The 18,538-nt window shown below is 61.0% G+C and carries 14 protein-coding genes and 1 pseudogene; 5 read left to right on the plus strand and 10 right to left on the minus strand.

What is annotated here, in order from left to right:
• Positions 1-32: 32 nt before the first annotated feature.
• From SH292x_RS08175 to rpsO, 9 genes are all read right to left on the minus strand, one after another.
• The gene (locus SH292x_RS08175; RefSeq protein WP_442485106.1) at positions 33-515 is read right to left on the minus strand and encodes a hypothetical protein; all 483 of its coding nucleotides are present in this window, start codon (positions 513-515) and stop codon (positions 33-35) included.
• Between the two features lie 58 nt (positions 516-573).
• A complete protein-coding gene (locus tag SH292x_RS08180; protein WP_442485107.1) occupies positions 574-1,911 on the minus strand; it encodes a prepilin peptidase in 1,338 nt (445 codons plus the stop codon).
• A gap of 12 nt (positions 1,912-1,923) precedes the next feature.
• Entirely contained in the window at positions 1,924-2,451 is a 528-nt protein-coding gene (locus tag SH292x_RS08185) for a shikimate kinase (RefSeq protein WP_442485108.1), read from the minus strand.
• Between the two features lie 73 nt (positions 2,452-2,524).
• A complete protein-coding gene (gene aroE / locus SH292x_RS08190) occupies positions 2,525-4,009 on the minus strand; it encodes a shikimate dehydrogenase (protein WP_442485109.1) in 1,485 nt (494 codons plus the stop codon).
• A gap of 147 nt (positions 4,010-4,156) precedes the next feature.
• Positions 4,157-6,040, minus strand: a complete 1,884-nt coding sequence (mutL, locus tag SH292x_RS08195) for a DNA mismatch repair endonuclease MutL (protein WP_442485110.1) — start codon at positions 6,038-6,040, stop codon at positions 4,157-4,159.
• Between the two features lie 292 nt (positions 6,041-6,332).
• A complete protein-coding gene (locus SH292x_RS08200; protein WP_442485111.1) occupies positions 6,333-7,721 on the minus strand; it encodes a sigma-54-dependent transcriptional regulator in 1,389 nt (462 codons plus the stop codon).
• A gap of 249 nt (positions 7,722-7,970) precedes the next feature.
• On the minus strand, positions 7,971-8,732 hold the full coding sequence (locus tag SH292x_RS08205) for a two-component system sensor histidine kinase NtrB (RefSeq protein WP_442485112.1): 762 nt from the start codon (positions 8,730-8,732) through the stop codon (positions 7,971-7,973).
• A 112-nt stretch (positions 8,733-8,844) separates the two neighbouring features.
• A complete protein-coding gene (gene pnp, locus SH292x_RS08210; protein ID WP_442485113.1) occupies positions 8,845-10,965 on the minus strand; it encodes a polyribonucleotide nucleotidyltransferase in 2,121 nt (706 codons plus the stop codon).
• Between the two features lie 248 nt (positions 10,966-11,213).
• On the minus strand, positions 11,214-11,483 hold the full coding sequence (gene rpsO, locus SH292x_RS08215; RefSeq protein WP_442485114.1) for a 30S ribosomal protein S15: 270 nt from the start codon (positions 11,481-11,483) through the stop codon (positions 11,214-11,216).
• Positions 11,484-12,163: 680 nt separating this feature from the next.
• Here rpsO and SH292x_RS08220 point away from each other — a divergent pair.
• From SH292x_RS08220 to SH292x_RS08235, 4 genes are all read left to right on the plus strand, one after another.
• A complete protein-coding gene (locus tag SH292x_RS08220; protein ID WP_442485115.1) occupies positions 12,164-13,726 on the plus strand; it encodes an arylsulfatase in 1,563 nt (520 codons plus the stop codon).
• A 159-nt stretch (positions 13,727-13,885) separates the two neighbouring features.
• Entirely contained in the window at positions 13,886-15,808 is a 1,923-nt protein-coding gene (locus SH292x_RS08225; protein WP_442485116.1) for an autotransporter-associated beta strand repeat-containing protein, read from the plus strand.
• Positions 15,809-16,126: 318 nt separating this feature from the next.
• The gene (locus tag SH292x_RS08230; RefSeq protein ID WP_442485117.1) at positions 16,127-16,636 is read left to right on the plus strand and encodes a hypothetical protein; all 510 of its coding nucleotides are present in this window, start codon (positions 16,127-16,129) and stop codon (positions 16,634-16,636) included.
• Positions 16,637-16,826: 190 nt separating this feature from the next.
• Positions 16,827-17,516, plus strand: coding sequence for a hypothetical protein (locus SH292x_RS08235; protein ID WP_442485118.1), 690 nt, complete (start codon positions 16,827-16,829; stop codon positions 17,514-17,516).
• Between the two features lie 35 nt (positions 17,517-17,551).
• Here the strand turns inward: SH292x_RS08235 and SH292x_RS08240 are convergent.
• Positions 17,552-17,698: pseudogene (locus tag SH292x_RS08240) on the minus strand (hypothetical protein); the annotation flags it as partial.
• Between the two features lie 167 nt (positions 17,699-17,865).
• Between SH292x_RS08240 and SH292x_RS08245 the strand changes: the two are divergent.
• On the plus strand, positions 17,866-18,315 hold the full coding sequence (locus SH292x_RS08245; protein ID WP_442485119.1) for a hypothetical protein: 450 nt from the start codon (positions 17,866-17,868) through the stop codon (positions 18,313-18,315).
• Positions 18,316-18,538 lie beyond the last annotated feature (223 nt).

Raw genomic sequence — 18,538 nt, forward strand, 5'->3', positions numbered from 1 at the left:
TCGGGGGGGCAGTCGGTGCTAGCAGGGCGAATCTAGCTAATCACGCAGTTCGCAGGATATTCGCCATAGAAACGCCGGATAAAGTTGCGGTGCCACCGCTGTGGCTTGTGCTGCGACCAGCCCCAGCGTGCCATCAGGCGATCGGTGAGTCGCAGATTCGCCGCGTCGCAAACGATCGCGTCGGTCCGCTTGATCGCAGCCACTTGGTCGAGCGCCGCGAGCGCTGCGCGGAATGTGGCGTAGCTCGTTCCGTCGCTTGACACGATGTACCGCAGCGCGAGAAAGTTGTCCATGCCAAGCGGCTGATTGAAGTACAGCAGGCAACGGTCCTGCGGGCCCCGGGCGTGGAACTTCCACCGCACCGGCCACACTTCGGGCAGCGACATCAGCTTAGGCCAGGGGCGAAACCACAGCCGGCGAAACTCGCCCGACGCGCATTCGATCACGCCGTAGCGACCTCGCGCAACGCGATCGCGGTGGGCAACGAGGTCGTCGATGTTCGTGAACCAGAGCATGCTTGAGTGAACCGGGCGGGGAGCCATTTACTCCCAAACCTAGGTCACTCAAGCAGGTTTACCGTGCCTGCTGGGGTCCCAGAAGGCGGTCCTTGGCGGCTTGATAGACCGATAGAATCGCGCCACACAGCACTAGGCACACCACCAGCACCGCCGGAACTAGCCAGGGCACCATGAACGCCGTCTGGATCCACAGCCAAATAGCACCCCAGCGAACGATCACTAGGACAGTGGCCGCACAGAGGAAAGGTCCGTAGGGGAGCTCGTTATCTCGCCGGGCGATGAGTTGTACCAAGCCGTAGACGAGCGCCGCAAACGGAGCGGCGAAGAACACGATCACGCCCGCTTGCCAGCCGATGAGGGTGCCAATCATCATCATCAGAAGCACGTCGCCAAAGCCCATCGCCTCGCGGCGGAGCGCGGCGCCGGCGAAGATGCGAATCAGCCACACCACGCCACCCGCACCCACAAGGCCAACAAGGGACGACAGCAGTCCGACCCACGCCCCGCCACCCCACCACCACACAAGCGTGACGAGCACCGTGCCAATCGCCGTCACTTCACGGAGGGGCACCGTCCACCAGTCGCGGACGATACGCACAAAGAAGTACTGCACGGCGCGCCCGAATCCTCGCCTTGCAAGCCATCGCCGGCGGACGAAGGCAAAGCACCAGAGCCAGTAGCAGCCAAGTGCGATCAGCAGCGAGTAAACGTTGGGCGCCGGAGCGAGAAGTTCGGCAGGCCATGGGCTGGCGGCGGCCAAGTGAACAGGCTCTAAGTAGAGATCAACCGGCGCGCCGCCGCGAGTGGTGAGAGGCACGCCGACAATGGGGGCCACCGGCGTGTTGGTGATTTGAGGTAAGAGCGCCATCGGGGCAAGCGTCGCCAGCACTAGTCCCAGCAGGGTCCCGGGGACGGTGACCGTATCGGGGATGATGCGATCGTCGGCGTCGATGAACGTGGCAATCAGCATGAACCACGCCAGCATCGCGTGGGCGAAGAACTCGATGTGCACAATGCCCACCAGCGGCGTGGAGTCGAGCTTGCCGAACTGCCCCGGCACCTGCTCGGCAAGGAGACCGAACGCCTCGGTCTCCCACCAGTAGAGCCACGCGATGCCAAGCGGAAACAACAGCTCGATGAGCATCGGCCGGACCCAATGCCCAGGGCCGTGGATCGTCGACTCGCGCCGCAATTGCCACCAGCCGACGATTGGAAGGCAATCGAACCATGTCCGCGACGCGACGCCTTCGGGCACAGGTTGCCAGGGGGAACGCAAGCGTCGCCGCCAGGCGAAGTGATAGATAGCCGCGTTGGCGAGCGATGCCAGTACCGCGGCGACGACGAACACCAGTGCCAATCGCAGCGGCAGCGGAAGGGCGAGAAGGGCCTGCATGACTTCATGTCGTTAGTTGCCGGCTAGCATGCCGTGGATTTCTGCCGCGATCTCGCGGGGCGACCGGCCTTCGGTGCTCACGACCATCGTAGCACACTGCTGGTAGATCGGCGTCCGCACGGCGAGCACTTGCTCGATTTCCTCCACCAGCCCCGCGCCGGTTAAACTGGGCCGCCGGGATGCCGAGGTTTCATCGGCCGTGAGTCGCCCCGCAAGCACCTTGGGGGACGCAACGAGCCACACGACGTGATGCCCCGCGATCGCGGCGCGGTTCGACTCGCGCAGCACAGCTCCGCCGCCCAGTGCCACCACTTGGTTAGGTCCCGCGGCTAGCGAGCTCACTACTTCCTCTTCAATATCGCGGAACCCCTGCTCGCCATCCTCGGCAAAGATCTCCGCGATCGTTCGATGGCCACGCAGCTCGATCTGGTCGTCCGCATCGACCCAATCACTACCGAGCAGCTCGGCAAGCTCCCTCGCCACGGTCGTTTTCCCCGTGCCACGGTAACCAACGAGGAACAACTTACGGTCGAGAGTCATGGACGAGTGGCAGATGGCGAGAGTCAACAGTTACTTAAATCTTCCGGCCTACAGCTTATAGCCAACAGCCCCACTACTTCACTGGCCCCGTCACGCGCTTGAGAGTCGCACGCATCGTCTCCAGCGGCGGTTCCTGTCCCGTGAAAAGGTTGAACTGTAATCCTGCCTGGCGAACGAACATCTCGACGCCGGTCACCACGTGGCAGCCATGACTACGGGCTTCCTTGATCAACAGCGTCGACTCGGGATTGTAAACCGTGTCGAATACCAGCATCGAGGGCTTCAGGTACGAGCGGTTGAAGGGGGTCTCGTCGACGTTGGGATGCATGCCGATCGGCGTGCCATTGATTACCACGTCGGCAGGCACCGTGTGGCGGGCTTGCCACTCGACTGACTTCGCACCGAACTCGGCGGCCAGCTTGTCGGCACGATCGCGAGTGCGGCTGGCGATGACGGTTCGCGCGCCGCGCTGCTTAAGTCCAAACGCAATCGCCCGCGATGCACCACCCGCACCCAGCAGCAGCACTCGCTTGTCTTGCAGCGGACTCGGCTTCTGGCCGAGCCCGCCCATGGCTAGTTCGAGCGAATCCATCGCGGCGGTGCAGTCGGTGTTGCAACCAATCGACTCGCCATCGCGGAACAGCAGCGTGTTGGCGGCCTTAATCCCTTTCGCAGCCGGCGTCGCTTTGATGCCATGTTTGAACACGGTCTCTTTGTGCGGAATAGTAACGCTCAAGCCCTTAATGCCGAGCTTCGGCACGTCCTCGATGAACTGCCCCAGCGAATCGGCTGGCACGCGGAACGGCACGTACACCGCGTTGATCCCCTGCTCGGCGAGCGCCGCGTTGTGGATGTGCGGACTCAGGCTGTGAGCAATCGGATCGGCGATCACGCCAAACACCTCGGTGTCGGCATTGATCGACTCGTAGCGATAGATGTCCTTCATCTGGTCGAACGACAGTTGCCCTGGCGCGAGGACTCGCTCGTGATGGAAGGTCGCGTAGGTAAAAGGCCCGCCGTACTTTGCCAGCAAGATACGCGACGGGGTGCCGATGTCCCCCATGCACATGCCCACGGTCGGCAGCTTCGCCTGCTTCACCATCTCCAGCATCCGCACATTATCGTGGGGATTCTGCGCCATCGTCGTGATCTTCACCACATCGGCGTCGAGCGCGGCGAGGCGATCGTAGATCTCGATCAGATCGTCGGGCGTGTGGCGGAAGTTGTGGTAGCTGATGATCCGCTTCGTCTTGCCGTAGCGCGGTATCTTGGCGGCAATGTCGTCTTCGATGTCGACGTACTCGGACTGCAGCGCGATGGCCTCGCGGAGCACCATCTGTCGGGCTTCTTCGGTTCCTTGCCACTTGCCACCATCCTCTTCGCGACGGCACGTGATCACTACCGGGCAGGGCCGGTCCTTCAGCAATCGCTGCAAGTTCAGCCGGCTCGCCACGTAGTCGATCCGCAACTCCACCAGCTTCGCGCCGCGCTTTACCAGTTCCTGGTACTCCGCGAGCAAGTGCTTGTGACGACTTCGGCCTATGGAAACGCAAATCATGGGCTGGGGGCTGGGGGCTGGGGGCTGGGGGCTGCCCGATACTTCAAGTTTGCTAAACCGCTATTCTGACTGAGAAGGGCTGCCACTTCAAACGACTATTATCTCCTCCAGTCCCGAGTCCCGAGCCTCAAGCCCCAGGCCTCACCCTTAAATCCGCTTAAACTGCTTATCCAGGTCGTCGCAGCTGAACACCAGGGCCGTTGGCCGGCCGTGGGGGCAGTGGTGGTGGTTTTCGGTCAAGTGGCGGTGGTCCAGTAGGGCCGTGATTTCCTCGGAGGTTAGTCGGTCGCCGTATTTTACCGCGGCCTTGCAGGCGACGGTATGGAGCAGTTCGTCGAGCAAATCGGTCGCCTCGGGGAGCCGATCGGACGACATCAGCCGATCGACCACTTCGCCGAGCACCTCGCGCGGGGGCAAGTTCGCGAGCATTGCCGGATAACTAGAGACCAGGACCGTATCGCCCCCGAAGGGTTCGACCGCGACGCCGAGTTTCTTGAGCAACTCGCGATGCTCGAGCACCGCCGCCGCCTCGTCCGCCGCCAAGTCCACCGGTTCGGGGACCAAGAGCGATTGTGATTCGAGTTGTCCCGCCGCGACTTTCGCGCGAATCTGTTCGTACAAAATCCGCTCGTGCAACGCGTGCTGATCGATGATCTCCATGCCATGTTCGGTTTCGACGATCAAGTAGCGATTGTGCAACTGAATCGCTTTAGCCCCCGACTCGCGCACCACCGCCGCCGCTTGCAGGTTAGCCGCAGCGTCGGCGATATCGTCGGCCCCACCCTCCGCACTAACCTCTTCCGCACGTGGCATAGGTCTCACACCACCTGCCTCCGGGAACGGCCGAAACGGCTGCGGCAGCCGATGCATCACCAGCGGCTCGCCCACCGGTCGCATCGAAGGACTTGGCGCGGAAGCCGAATCGAACCGCCGCTGCGTCAGCTGGTCCTTCGCCCACTCGACGATCGAACTCGTTCCGGAAGCGGCGAGGTCCTCCTCGCACGTCGGCGATACCCCCTGCCCTCCCGGTCCAGCGCGAAGATCACTCGACAGGAACTTAGTCCGCAGCGTGCTCAATAGTTGACTGTAGAGCCTCCCGCCGTCCTGAAAACGTACTTCGAGCTTCGTCGGATGGACGTTCACGTCGGCCAAGTTCGCCGGCATGTCAAACCTGAGGAAGCAAATCGGGTAACGCCCCGTCAGCAAGAGCCCACGGTAGGCTTCGCCCAGCGCGTGCTGCAGCGCCCGATCGCGTATGTTCCGCCCATTGAGGAAAAGATACTGCAGGCGATTGTTCGCTCGGCTGTACTGCGGATTGGCGGCGTAGCCCTTGAGCGAGATCGGCGGATCGACACTCTCGACTTCGATCAGCGCGTCCGCGAGTTCGTCCCCGAACAGCGCCGCGATGCGTACCCGCCAATCGTCGGTTGGTGGCAGGTCGTGGACCTCGCGCTGCCCGTGCTCCAGTCGGCAATGGACTTCGGGATGCGCCAGCGCGATCCGTACGAACGCCTCGGTCGCGTGGCCAATCTCCGTTTGCGGGCTGCGAAGGAATCGCTGCCGCACCGGCGTGTTGAAGAACAAGTCGCGGACTTCGATGGTCGTTCCCACCGGACAACCGGCCGGCACGACGGGCTCGGCGACGCCGCCGTTCACGCGCAGCTCCGACCCACTCGCGGACTCGGCCGTGCGCGTCCGCAGCAGCGTGCGACTCACTTCGGCAATGGATGCAAGCGCCTCGCCACGAAACCCCATCGTCGCGACTTCGAACAGGTCGTCGGCCGAGACAATCTTGCTGGTCGCGTGATTCGACACCGCGAGCATCAAGTCGTCCGCCTCGATGCCGCAGCCATTGTCGGTGACACGAATCAGCTCCCGCCCGCCGGCCTCGAGCCGCACATCGACCCGCGTCGCCCCGGCGTCGATCGAGTTCTCCAAGAGTTCCTTCACGACACTAGCCGGTCGCTCAATCACCTCACCAGCCGCGATTTTATTCACGACCGAAGCAGAGAGTTGTTGGATGCGAGGCATGAGAGTTCGTCCGTGAGAGCTTAAGGTTATGTCATCCTGAGGGAGCGTCAGCGACCGAAGGATCTAGGTTGCGATTGAGAGTAGCGCAATCGTCTCGGTTGCTCTACTGTTCGCTTGAACCAACTTGCAAGGGAAATAAGCCATCCTTCGCGTCTCTGCGCCTCTGCGTGAGACAAAATCCGTGTCGATTATTCCGCGAGATCCTTCAGTCGCTAGGGCTCCCTCAGGATGACATGCATCTGCTCACGTGCCAACCGACCACGGCCCTGACGGGCCCCGCTCGCCTCACTTGCTACAACTCGTACTCCTTAATCTTCCGATACAACGTCCGCTCACCGATCCCGAGCATGGTCGCTGCTTCTTCGCGATTACCGCCCGTGACTTTGAGCGTCTCGGCAATGAACAGGCCTTCGATCTCCGCGAGCGGCTTACCAACGAGTGTGTGCAGGCCGTCGGCGCTCGAACCACCCGACTCGCTTTCCGGCGGGTTGAACTCCGGTGGCAAATCGTCGAGGTCGAGCACTTCGTCGTAGTCGACCACCACCATGCTGTCGACCGTGTTCGACAGTTGCCGCACGTTGCCGGTCCAGTGAAACGCCATCAATCGGCGGCGGGCGGCGGTGGTCATGCTCTTGATCTTCTTGCCATGCCGCGCGGCATGGACCTTCATGAAGTGATCCACCAGCAGCGGGATGTCCTGCGACCGCTCGGCGAGGCTCGGCAGCTTCAGGCTGATCACCTTTAAGCGATGGTAAAGGTCCTCGCGAAAATCCCCTTTCGCCACCGCTTCTTCCAGATTGCGATTCGTGGCCGAGAGAATCCGAACGTCGACCTTCACCGTCTCGTTGCTGCCCACCCGCGTGATCTCGCGGCTCTCGAGCACCCGCAGTAACTTGATTTGCGTCGGCACTGGCATGTCGCCCACCTCGTCAAGGAACAGCGTCCCGCCATCCGCATACTCGAACTTTCCCATGCGATCGCGGGCGTCGGTGAACGCCCCCGGCACGCTGCCGAACAACTCGCCCTCGAGAATGTGCTCGCTGAGTGCCGCGCAGTTGAGCCCCACGAAGTGCCGATTCTTGCGCGGGCTGTTTTGATGAATCGCCTGGGCAACCAGTTCCTTACCCGTCCCCGTTTCGCCTTCGATTAACACCGTCGCGTCGGTCGGAGCAATGCGTCGCATTCGCTCGATCAGTTCGACCATTGGCGGGCTGTTGCCGATCAAACTCTCGAAGCCGAACTTCTCGTCGAGTCGCCGGCTGAGCTCGGCGTTTGCGCGGCGGAGGTGCTGCGCGAGGGCCGCGTTGTCGACCACGCTGCGAAGCTGACCTAGGTCGAGCGGCTTGAGCAAAAAGTGCGACGCCCCCTCGCGCATCGCCTCGACCGCCGACTCGATGGTGCCATGCCCAGTGACCATGATCACCTCGGCGTCGGGCAGGTCGTCCTTGGCTTTGGCCAGAATCTCCAGCCCACCGAACTTCGGCATCCGCAGGTCGGTTACGACGATCTCGAACCCACGCCGCTCCATCAGCTCGGCACCCTCCTCGCCACTCGTGGCGATGGTACAGGCGTAGCCCTGACTCGACAGGCTATCCGCGATCGTTTCGGCATGCGCGCGATCGTCGTCCACCACGAGGACGTGAATCGGAGGACCAACTTGGGCTGTTTTGCTCTTCGACATACGATTTAGAGGACTATATTGCTTCGATGGTTCCGACGATGGTTCTTAGCCACAGATGGACACGGATGAAACACGGATGAAACACGGATGGACGTAAGTTTAACAGGAGCAAACAGAGGTAACAGAGAGTAAGGCACTTCGAAGCTTATGCCTCCTCGGAGTCTTTATTAGCGAAGATTAGCGCCGATTAGTGTTCCGTATTCCCAATCCGTGTTACATCCGTGTCCATCCGTGGCCAAAAACTCCTTGTTACTCCGGTACGATCACTTCCCTCGTCCCGCTCCCCTGCCCTGGCAACCTCGCCGGCACGGGAAGCGACACCGTGAAATGCGTGCCGCGGCCTTCTTCGGTTTCGACGCGAATCGCGCCGCCATGCGCTTCGATGATTTTACTCGTCGTCGGCAGTCCCAGCCCCGAGCCGCCTGGCTTGGTTGAGAAGAACGTCTCGAACATTCGCGCCGCCGTTTGATCGTCCATGCCGCAGCCCGTGTCGATCAAGTGCAGCAGCACCCACTCTCCCTCGGCCGTGGTGGCGACGGTCAGCACGCCCCCCTGCTCCATCGCCTGCTTGGCGTTGATCAGCAGGTTGAGCACCGCGGCCCGGAACGAATCGCGATCCAACAGCACCGTTGGTAGCTCGCGATCAAAGTACCGCCGCACCGTCACTCCCGCGGCTTCCGCCTCGGGCGCGAAGAAGTCGAGCAAGTTGTCGAGCTCGCGGTTCAGGTCCGTGGGCTTCAGCGTCAGCCGGCGAACTTTCGCGAAGTTCAAAAAGTCGTCGAGCAAACCTTGCAGCCGCTTGCACTCGCTCTGCATGGTCGCCACGCGGCGGAGCGATCGATGCTGATGCGGCGAGGGCTCGACCTCAATGTCTTCGGCCAGCAGCTGCAAGTTCAGCCGAATCGTCGACAGCGGGTTCTTGATCTCGTGCGCAAGCGCCCCCGCTAGCCGAGCGATCTCGGTGTACTGCTCCATCAGACGCTGGACGGCGGTGGCGGTTTGGTCGGACATCGTGTTCGCGGCGAGAGTGGCGTGATCCGTTCTCCCATTATCCTGCAATAAAAACGGGCCCCGCAAGCGGGGCCCGTTCTTTGGTTTTCAGGCATCGCTCGTTGGCGATGGGCTAGGCGTCGTCGCCATCATTGCCGCCGTCGCCATTGGCTTCGGCCAGCACGGCCTTGCGGCTCAGCTTCACGCGGTCTTGCTCGTCGACGGCGATCACCTTCACCTGGATCGAATCACCCACGCTCAGGATGTCCGCGACGCTCGAGACGTACTCGTTCGACAGCTCGCTGATGTGACACAGACCGTCCTTGCCCGGCAGGATTTCGATGAACGCACCAAAGTCCTTGATGCTCGTCACCTTGCCGTCGTAGATGCGACCGACCTGCACCGTGGCAGTGACCGCTTCCACACGCGACAGCGCGGCCTTCAGCGATGCCTCGTCGGCGGCGGCGATCGTGACGGTGCCGTCTTCGTCGATATCGATCTGCGAACCGGTGTCCTCCTGGATCGAACGAATGTTCTTTCCACCAGGGCCGATCAGCATGCCGATCTTGTCCGAAGCAATCTTCGTCCGAACCAAGCGAGGCGCCGTCGCGGACGTGGCGGCACGGGGACGCTGAATGGTCGACAGCATCGCCCGCAGGATTTCCATGCGTGCTTCGCGCGACTGGATCAGCGTACCGCGGATGATTTCCTCGGTGATGCCCTTGATCTTCAGGTCGAGCTGAATGCCCGTGATGCCGTTCTGAGTGCCGGCAATCTTGAAGTCCATGTCGCCGAAGTGGTCCTCGTCGCCGATGATGTCGGTGAGCAACACGAAGTTGTCGCCGTCCTTCACCAGTCCGATCGAGATACCCGCCACCGGATTCGTGATCGGCACGCCCGCGGCCATCAGGCCCAGCGTCGCACCGCACACGCTCGCCATCGAGCTCGAACCGTTCGACTCGGTGATGTCCGAGATCACGCGAATCGTGTAGGGGAACTCGTCGTGCGGCGGAAGAACCGGGTTCACGCTTCGCTCGGCCAGCATGCCGTGACCAATCTCACGACGACCGGGGCCACGAATCGGACGGCACTCGCCCACCGAGTAGGAGGGGAAGTTGTAGTCCAGCATGAAGTGCTTCGAGTACTCTTCGAACATGCCATCCACGCGCTGCTCGTCACGACCCGTACCCAAGGTCACGGTGATCAGGGCCTGCGTTTCGCCACGTTGGAACACGGCCGAACCGTGCACGCGGGGCAGCACGTCCACTTCGCACTCAATCGCACGCAGCGTCTTGTGATCACGCCCGTCGGCACGCGTGCCGGCGAGGATCAGGTCGCGGATGACCTTCTCTTCCAGAGCGTGCCACTTGGTGCCGAACGAGGCCAACGAGTAAGCACCCTCGGCGTTCGGGTCGGGGATCAGCGTTTCCAGAGCTTCCTTCTTCACCACGCTACAAGCCTCAGCACGATCGTGCTTGCCGGGAGTTTGCTTCGCGGCGTGCAGCTTGTTGTAGTACATCTCCTGAAGCTTCTCGGCGAGGCCATCGCTCGGAGGCGAGACGAAGTCCATCTTCTTCGGCTGGACCTTCTCGGCCAACTCATTCTGCAGGTCGCAGATCGCGATCACGTACTTGTGGGCTTCGAGCAGCGCCTCGACCATCCGGTCTTCCGACATCTCGCGGGCAAAGCCCTCGATCATCAGGATGGCGTCCTTGGTGCCCGAGACAATCAGGTCCAGGTCGCTCACTTCCAGTTCGTCGGCGGTCGGGAAGGGAACGAACACGCCGTCCACCTGACCCAGCCGAATCGAACCGAGCGGGCCCTGGAACGGCAGGTGCGAGATGCACAGCGAGGCACTCGCCCCGATCATCGCCAGGATGTCGCCGTCGTTCTGTCGATCGCTCGACATCACCAAGGCTTGAATCTGCACTTCGTCCATGAAGCCATCGGCGAACATCGGACGAATCGGACGGTCCATCAATCGCGATGTCAGCGTTTCCTTCGTCGAAGGACGACCCTCGCGCTTCAGGAAGCCACCGGGGAACTTACCAGCCGCGGCGTGACGCTCGCGGTAGTCGCAGGTGAGGGGGAAGAAGTCGATGCCGGGGCGAGGCTTGTCGTGGGCGCTGGCTACCAGAACGGCGGTTTCGCCGTATTGAACCATGCAGGCACCAGCGGCTTGCTTCGCGAGGGCACCAGTCTCGATGCTGAGCACCTGACTGCCAATTTGCTTTTCTACACGTACTCTGTTCACAATCTTTTCTTTCTTGCTAGTCCTAGCCGGCTTTCAGGAGCCCCAGGGAACAAGAGTGCCAGAACGGCCTCCGATCGGCGAGATACGCCCAACAGCGGACGCTACGCAGAACGCGCAGCGGCACTCGGGACGCATGGTGGCAACAGAGAATGGCCAACCGGCCCAGCACCCAGCCGCACCAGGGCGGCCGGGATACGAAAGCTACCGGCGGAATATAATTAGGCCCTAACCACTCGCGGCTGGCGAGATTACTTACGAATCTCAAGCCGACGCAGCAGGTCGAGGTATAGCTGCGGGTTGTGTCGCTTGGTGTAGTCCAGATGACGGCGACGACGGCTCACCATCCGCAGCAAACCCCGACGACTCGAATAGTCCTTGGGGTGCAGCTTCATGTGTTCGGTCATCTCGCTGATGCGGCTGGTAAGCAGCGCGATTTGAACCTCAGCCGAACCCGAATCGTCCGACTTGCGTCCAAAATCACCGATCAGCTCTTCTTTCCGTTCCTTCGTAAGCGGCATACTCGAAACCTATAAACTCGCTGGGGGCAACTAAAATATCCGGTGCTTCGTGTCCTGGCGTCCAACCACCCCTGATGCTCGGAACCAAGAGGGCGAGCACCGACCACCGGGGCCGGAGCGGGCCAATTTGGCTCTCGCGGTCGGGGGGCGCTACACTCCTTTTCCCAAGGGCCCAATTGCCCTTGCATCAAACGGGTTTCACTTGACTTATCGTTACACGTCGCTGCTAAGCCCAGTAGTTTAACCATCCCAGGCTAGCACGCAAGGGGGCCGCGGCTTACCCCACGCCAGATGCCGCCGACTTTCGGCCTCCCGAGACTCCCCCACGCCCAAAGGCCTCCGCCGGCGGGAGCCGTTCCCACACCTCGCCAACCCTCCATCCCACCTTCTTGCCAGATTGCGACCGACGCACCCCCATGTCTTCGGCCACCGACTCACCCGCCCAGCAAGCATTTGCGAAGGTTTCCCTTGGGAATCTTGCATCTCCGGCCCGCAAGCTCGATATATTGGATCGGAGTAGTCCTTTTCTAGATCCGCCCCGCAGGCCGCATTGCTGGCGAATTGCGAGTCGGTCGCCCTCGGCAGGCGATATTCCTGCCGCCGGGAAGGGGAACCGGCGAGCTCGCCCGCAATTACTGGCCGGGTTCGCGCTTTCAAACTTGTCTTCGGGAGGTTGCGACATGAGGCTCTTCAGAGGTTTACTCCTTGGCGTGGCTGGCTTGCTGCTGGTCGCGCCCGCCACCTTCGCCCAGGACAAGCCGAACGTGCTCGTCATCTGGGGCGACGACATCGGTACCTGGAACGTCAGCGCCAATAGCCGCGGCATGATGGGCTACCACACCCCCAACATCGACCGACTCGCCAAAGAGGGCCTGTCGTTCACCGACTACTACGCCCAGCAAAGCTGCACCGCCGGCCGCGCCGCGTTCATCGGGGGTTGCGTTCCCGTGCGCACCGGCATGACCAAGGTCGGCATTCCCAGCGCCAAAGAAGGCTGGCAGAAGACCGACGTCACGATGGCCACCGTCATGAAGCACAACGGCTACGCCACCGGCCAGTTCGGCAAGAATCACCAGGGCGACCGCGACGAGCACCTGCCCACCATGCATGGCTTCGACGAGTTCCTCGGCAACCTTTACCACCTCAACGCCGAAGAAGAACCCGAGAACGAAGACTACCCCGCCGACATGAAGATGGCCGACGGTCGCACGTTCAAGCAAGTGTTTGGACCCCGTGGCGTGCTCCGATGCAAAGCCGATGGAAAAGGGGGCCAAACCATCGAAGACACCGGGCCGCTCACCAAGAAGCGGATGGAAACCATCGACGACGAGACCGTCGCCGCCGCCAAGGACTTCATCAAGCGGCAGAAGGACGCCGGCAAGCCCTTCTTCTGCTGGTGGAACGGCACCCGCATGCATTTCCGCACCCACGTGCGCGACGAGCATCGCCACAAGGGGAACGACGAGTACACCGATGGCATGATCGAGCACGACGTTCACGTCGGCCAACTGCTCGACTACCTCGACGAACTCGGACTCGCCGAGAACACCATCGTCATGTACTCGACCGACAATGGCCCCCACTACAACACCTGGCCTGACGCCGGCACCACGCCGTTCCGCAGCGAGAAGAACTCGAACTGGGAAGGTGCCTATCGCGTCCCCTGCTTCGTCCGCTGGCCCGACCACTTCCCCGCCGGCAAGATGCTCAATGGCATCGTGTCGCACGAAGACTGGCTCACCACGTTCGCCGCCGCCGCAGGCGACACCGACATTAAGGAGAAGCTACTCACCGGCGTCGAACTCAACGGACGCGAGTACCGCAACCACCTCGACGGCTACAACCAACTGCCGTACCTCACCGGCGAGACCGAAGAGTCGCCCCGCCACGAGTTCATCTACGTCAACGACGACGGCCAAGTCGTCGCCATGCGTTACGACGACTGGAAAGCCGTGTTCCTCGAAAACCGCGGCCAGGCGTTCGGCGTGTGGCGCGAACCCTTCACCGACCTCCGCGTCCCGCTCCTGTTCAACCTGCGGCGCGACCCGTTCGAACGGGCCCAGCACAACGCCAACACCTACGACGACTGGTTCCTCGACCGCGTCTACTTGCTGGCCCCCATGCAACAACTCGGCGCGAAATTCCTCATGTCGATGAAGGAATACCCGCCGAGCCAATCCCCCGGCTCGTTCAACCTCGAGAAAATCCAGAAGACGATCGAAGAGTCGATGGGGGGCCAATAGCCGACCCTTAACCGTTCGACCCACACGATTCCCAACAGGCAGAGAGCGCACGGTGCGCTCTCTGCCCTTTTTTGTGCGTGCGTTCAACCGGCAATCCGACTAAAATGCGCTGCGGAATCTATTCGTGGGAACCCCTTCGAGGCGACGGAACAACAAGCCATGCCATCCCGCTTGCCTTCGAGCTTATCTCTCCTCGCGCTGACAGTAGTCCTTCAAGTCATCTTGCAAGGCGTAGCGACCTCGGGCTCAGAAGCCCAGGAGATTCACTATTGGACTGGCGCGGCAAGCAATAGCTGGAGTGATCCCGCCAATTGGTCGAAAGGCACCGTCCCGCCATCCGGTGCCAGTGTGGGACTGGGATACCGCAATTATCCGGTTATTGACTTGGCCGGTGACCGAACCGTCGATTCCCTGATGCTTTACACAGGCGGCTCGCAATCCGCTTCGCTAGACAACGGCACGCTCACCATTACCCAAGGAGTAACCACCGACCTACCAAGGTTCTTTCGGATGTTTGAGATCGCGAGCAATGTCCATTTGCCTTCGATGACGGAATGGGACATACGCAGCGGTTTCATAGTGTCCGGCGCGATCTCCGGAGAAGGCGGCATCACCAAATCGGGGTCTGGTTTTCTCACGCTAGAGGGTGCCAATACCTTCACGGGCAGCACCATCATCAACCAAGGCGAGCTCTACCTCGATCATCCGCAGGCTTTGCATTACTCAACCGTTCACTTGAATACCGAATACGGGCTGAAGATCGTTTCCGAGTCGATCAACCCCATCATCGGAGCTCTAACTGGCGGCGGCACCCTGCTATGGTCGACTCAGACTTTCGAAACAGGAGCCAACGGCGCAAGTACTGTCTATAACGGGACCCTCCATAGCGAGCCTTCGGGAATTTTTCGGCATCGCGGCACCGGTACCTTAACGATCGCTGAGAATCCAGCCGACCCAACTCGGGTGTCGTGGATTGGGCGGTTGGCCGTGGCCGAAGGGGAACTCATCGTCGACAACCGAATCATCGAGCTTAAGGCCTTTCCCATGCTCGGATCGGAGGCCGCCGTAACGGTAGACGACGCAACCCTGACGATTCAGAACGGCGGTAACGTCTACGGATCTTGGAGAGCCGATATTAGCCGTGGGCGTTTGAAGGTCATCGGCAATGGATCCAAACTCACGGGATTGGGAGCGTGGGGCATGCAGTTGGGGAGCGATGCGGGCGCGGGCATCGTGGAGATCAGCTCAGGAGGCCTCGTCAGCATCACTAACGACACTGTCTTCGCCTCGACAGAGAGCATCGTCATGGTCGATAGGGCGACCTTCCGTACCGGCGGTCTGACACAAGCCGAGGAGGCCTCGGGTACCATTTCGATTTCCGACCCCGATTCGGGCGCGGCCCTGACCGTCGGCAGTGGAAACAGATCTTCAACGTTCCATGGAACCATTCACGACCACACCAGTGGCCCCGGATCACTGCGAAAGATAGGTACCGGCAAACTAACTTTGACGGGGATGAATACTTACACCGGCGACACCTTGGTGGATGCGGGAACTCTTAGTCTAACGCAACCCTATTTCGCAGATTCAGCGGACCTCTTCCTGCTGGCAAACGCGAAACTCGAATTGACGTACGAAGGTGTTGATATCGTTAACAAGCTGGTGCTGGGGGGGGTGGTCCAAAGCCCAGGAACCCATGGAGCCATTGGTTCGGGGGCTGACTTCGAATGGTCGCAGATCCTTGGCAGTGGTGTGCTTCAAGTCGCCCCAGAAGCCCTCCTTGCCGGCGACTTCAACAACGATGGCATCGTCAACCTGGCGGACTACACCGTCTGGCGTGACCATCTCGGAGCCGCGGGCGAAGACGCCATCCACCATCGTGGCGACGGACTCGATGGCGTCGATGCCAAAGACTACGCCCTATGGAAATCGCAGTTCGGCCAGTCCTCGTCGGTCCTCGCCCCCACGACCGCCGTCCCCGAACCCTTCGCCGCCAGCGCAATCCTCGGACTCCTCGCCCTCGGGTACGGCGTACGACGCCGCAACCGCCGCCCGGCGCATCAGGATCAAACAAGCAAGTAGGGCACGGCACTCGCACCTACCTTCACTGGCACAGACACTTTTGGTCCCCCCGTGTGAGCCGGGCCGTCCCCGGCCCCGGACGTAGCCAACCAGCCAACTCCCCACCCGCCCTTCGTCGACCCTATCCCCGAGTGGCACCGACCTTCGGCCGCCCAGAACCCCGCCGGGTGCCACTGCTGGCTTGTCGGGCACCGCGGGCCGAGTGAGCTCCGACCCGCACGAGGACTCTCCCGGTAGTCGCCGCTCTGCCCGATGACCAGCAGTGCGTTAGACTTATAGTTCCTCAGCACTGCTGGTCAGCCGCAACCCGGCGAGCTCGTGGTTCGCTGCTTGGTGGAGGACGTCGTCGACGATCGTGGGCTCGACAAGCCAGCAGTGGCACCCAGCATCTTGAGAGCACTTATGGACGAATACGCCGAACTACTCGCCCTGCTGCAAAAGGATTTGGCTTCGGCCGTGCGCCGGGCCAAGCTCAAGACAGTGCCGACGGAGTTTCTGACCGTAGCCGACCGGTATGGAGAGCCTATGACGAGCCCAGCTAATATTCTCACCCTCACCGACGCCGAGTCCCATTCATTCTCTACCAGTTTCGTGCGTTGGCTTGTCGAGAAATCGAAGAGCATGAACGGCCACCCGTTGGCAGAGATCGTCGCCGCGCTCGAAGCCGATAGAAAGTTCGATGGTCAGTACATGGCGTTCGACACGATCGAGAGTTTCGCTGCCTGGTACAACAGGCCCGAGAACGCCGGCCTCGATGCCTTCATCTCGTATTTCATCGCCGATGGCTTTCCCATCTATGGGGTCTCGCTGTTCCAAGACCGGCCGTGAATGCGTCGTCGATGAGTGTCCTCCATGGGCCCCAAACATCGTGCCGCCCCACTATCCCCGTGTGAGCCGGGCCGTCCCCGGCCCCAGACTGCAACCAGTCCCATTGCACTCATCCATCCCGAATGGCATCATGACAAGGCAGTTCGGCGGAGGTGTCCCGAAGCGATCTCCTTCATCGTGAATTCCTACCATGGCCCTCTACCAACTCCACTCCTTCGATTTCCAGGCCTTCCAGAACGGCTGTGCCGGCAAGCTTCCGCTGGCCGAGGCCGTAGCGCAGCAGGTGATGTCGTGGAGGCGATCGAACATGAAGTGCCTCGCGTGGCTACCTGCGGGCGAAACCGAATTAATCGCCGCGATTGCCTCGCTGCTGGCGAGCGACACGTGGTACCCGTCGGGCGCCGATGACGAGCGGCGGGGCGACATCGATCGGCTCGTCGCCGCCCTCTTTGATAAACCGGCCACGAAGATCATCAAGGCCAAGTGTCTAGGAGACGGGGCCGACGCCGACGTGGTCGACTTCGCCCGCGGGTTTCTTCTGCTTTCCAAGAAAGGCGTGCGTCGCGATCCCGATTTTCAGGTCGATCGCACGTCCGAACTGCAGGCCGTTGGGCATCGTCCCTATCGTAACCCGGCGTGGGACGCGCAGCTGCTCGCCGAGGAAGTGAACCCCTTCTTAACCGACGAGCGTCCCCCAACCGCCGACTACAGCGTCCACGACCCCGATCAAACCAAGCACCTGGCCCAGGAGCTCGAAGCATTCGACGTCACCCGAGTGCCCGACGCCTCGCAACGCGACGAATTCGAAACCAACTTCCGCCAGCCTATCCTTCAAGCCGCGAAGAAGAAACTCGCGCTTTACGTGTATCTGGATTATTGAGCGAACGGGGCCAGGTCCTTCACTTTCGAAACGGATCAAAAAAGATCCCTAAGCGGTCCGCCAATAACGAACTCTGCCGCAACCTCGACGTGCTTGGCTCCAATGGAGTCTGCTCCTTGTAGATCGGCAATCGTTCTCGTCACTTTCGCGAGACGAGTTGTCGAGCGGGTCGTTATCTTCGCCGCGTCGGCCGATGAAGCCGACGCAGTTTAGCTACAGCCGTTTGAGAGGCAGGCTCGCCCACCCGATGTCATGAGGTAGATGCCTTGAGAGTACTTATGGCCCCCGAATAGAATGGTGGCCTGCTGATTTGAGGCGTTTCGGTCATAGAACAAGTTAGGCAATCAAAATGAAGCACCTCGACCTGCTCGAAACTGAACTTAAGAGCGAATTTCTATGCGACTTGTTTGAGACTTACGATGTGCAGGTCGTGTACGAATACGACCGCACTAACGAGAACCTTCCGGATGAGTACCACGCCGAAGTCTCGGATTTGGGCTTGCAATTCGTTTTTGACGACAGGCAGGTTTTAAGGACGCTCTTTCTAAAGCCGGTCCATGTGACGACATTTAATCCATTCGATGGCGACGACGAGAGGATTCGCAGGTTCCCTTCGAAGTCGGAGGCATTACGTTTTGCACGTGAGAATGGATTGCGGATTTCTGAAGGAGCAGTTGAATTTATGGGTGAGGAGAAGGACTGGATTCGCTTCGAGAGCGACACCTACTCGGTTCACTACGAGTATGTGGACTCCGAATTACGCAAGATTACCCTTCAAGCCGCAAGTGCGTCGGAGTGAAACTCCGACGCAGCTTAGCCTTCCCGCCTGGCCTTACCGCCTCAACCGCCCACACTTGTCGCCCCCTGCCCACCCCCAAAACTATTTCCACTTTTTTCCAGAAAGCCACTAGAAAGCGCGCACGACCTGTGTTCTCATGTGCATGTTCCACGAATGCGTGGTCCTATGTTCATTGACAACTTGGTTTTAGTGGAAAACGGCGAGGCCCGGGCTTGGCGCTCGG

The sequence above is a fragment of the Aeoliella fuhlenseeensis genome (assembly GCF_052161615.1).
Taxonomy (GTDB): domain Bacteria; phylum Planctomycetota; class Planctomycetia; order Pirellulales; family Lacipirellulaceae; genus Aeoliella.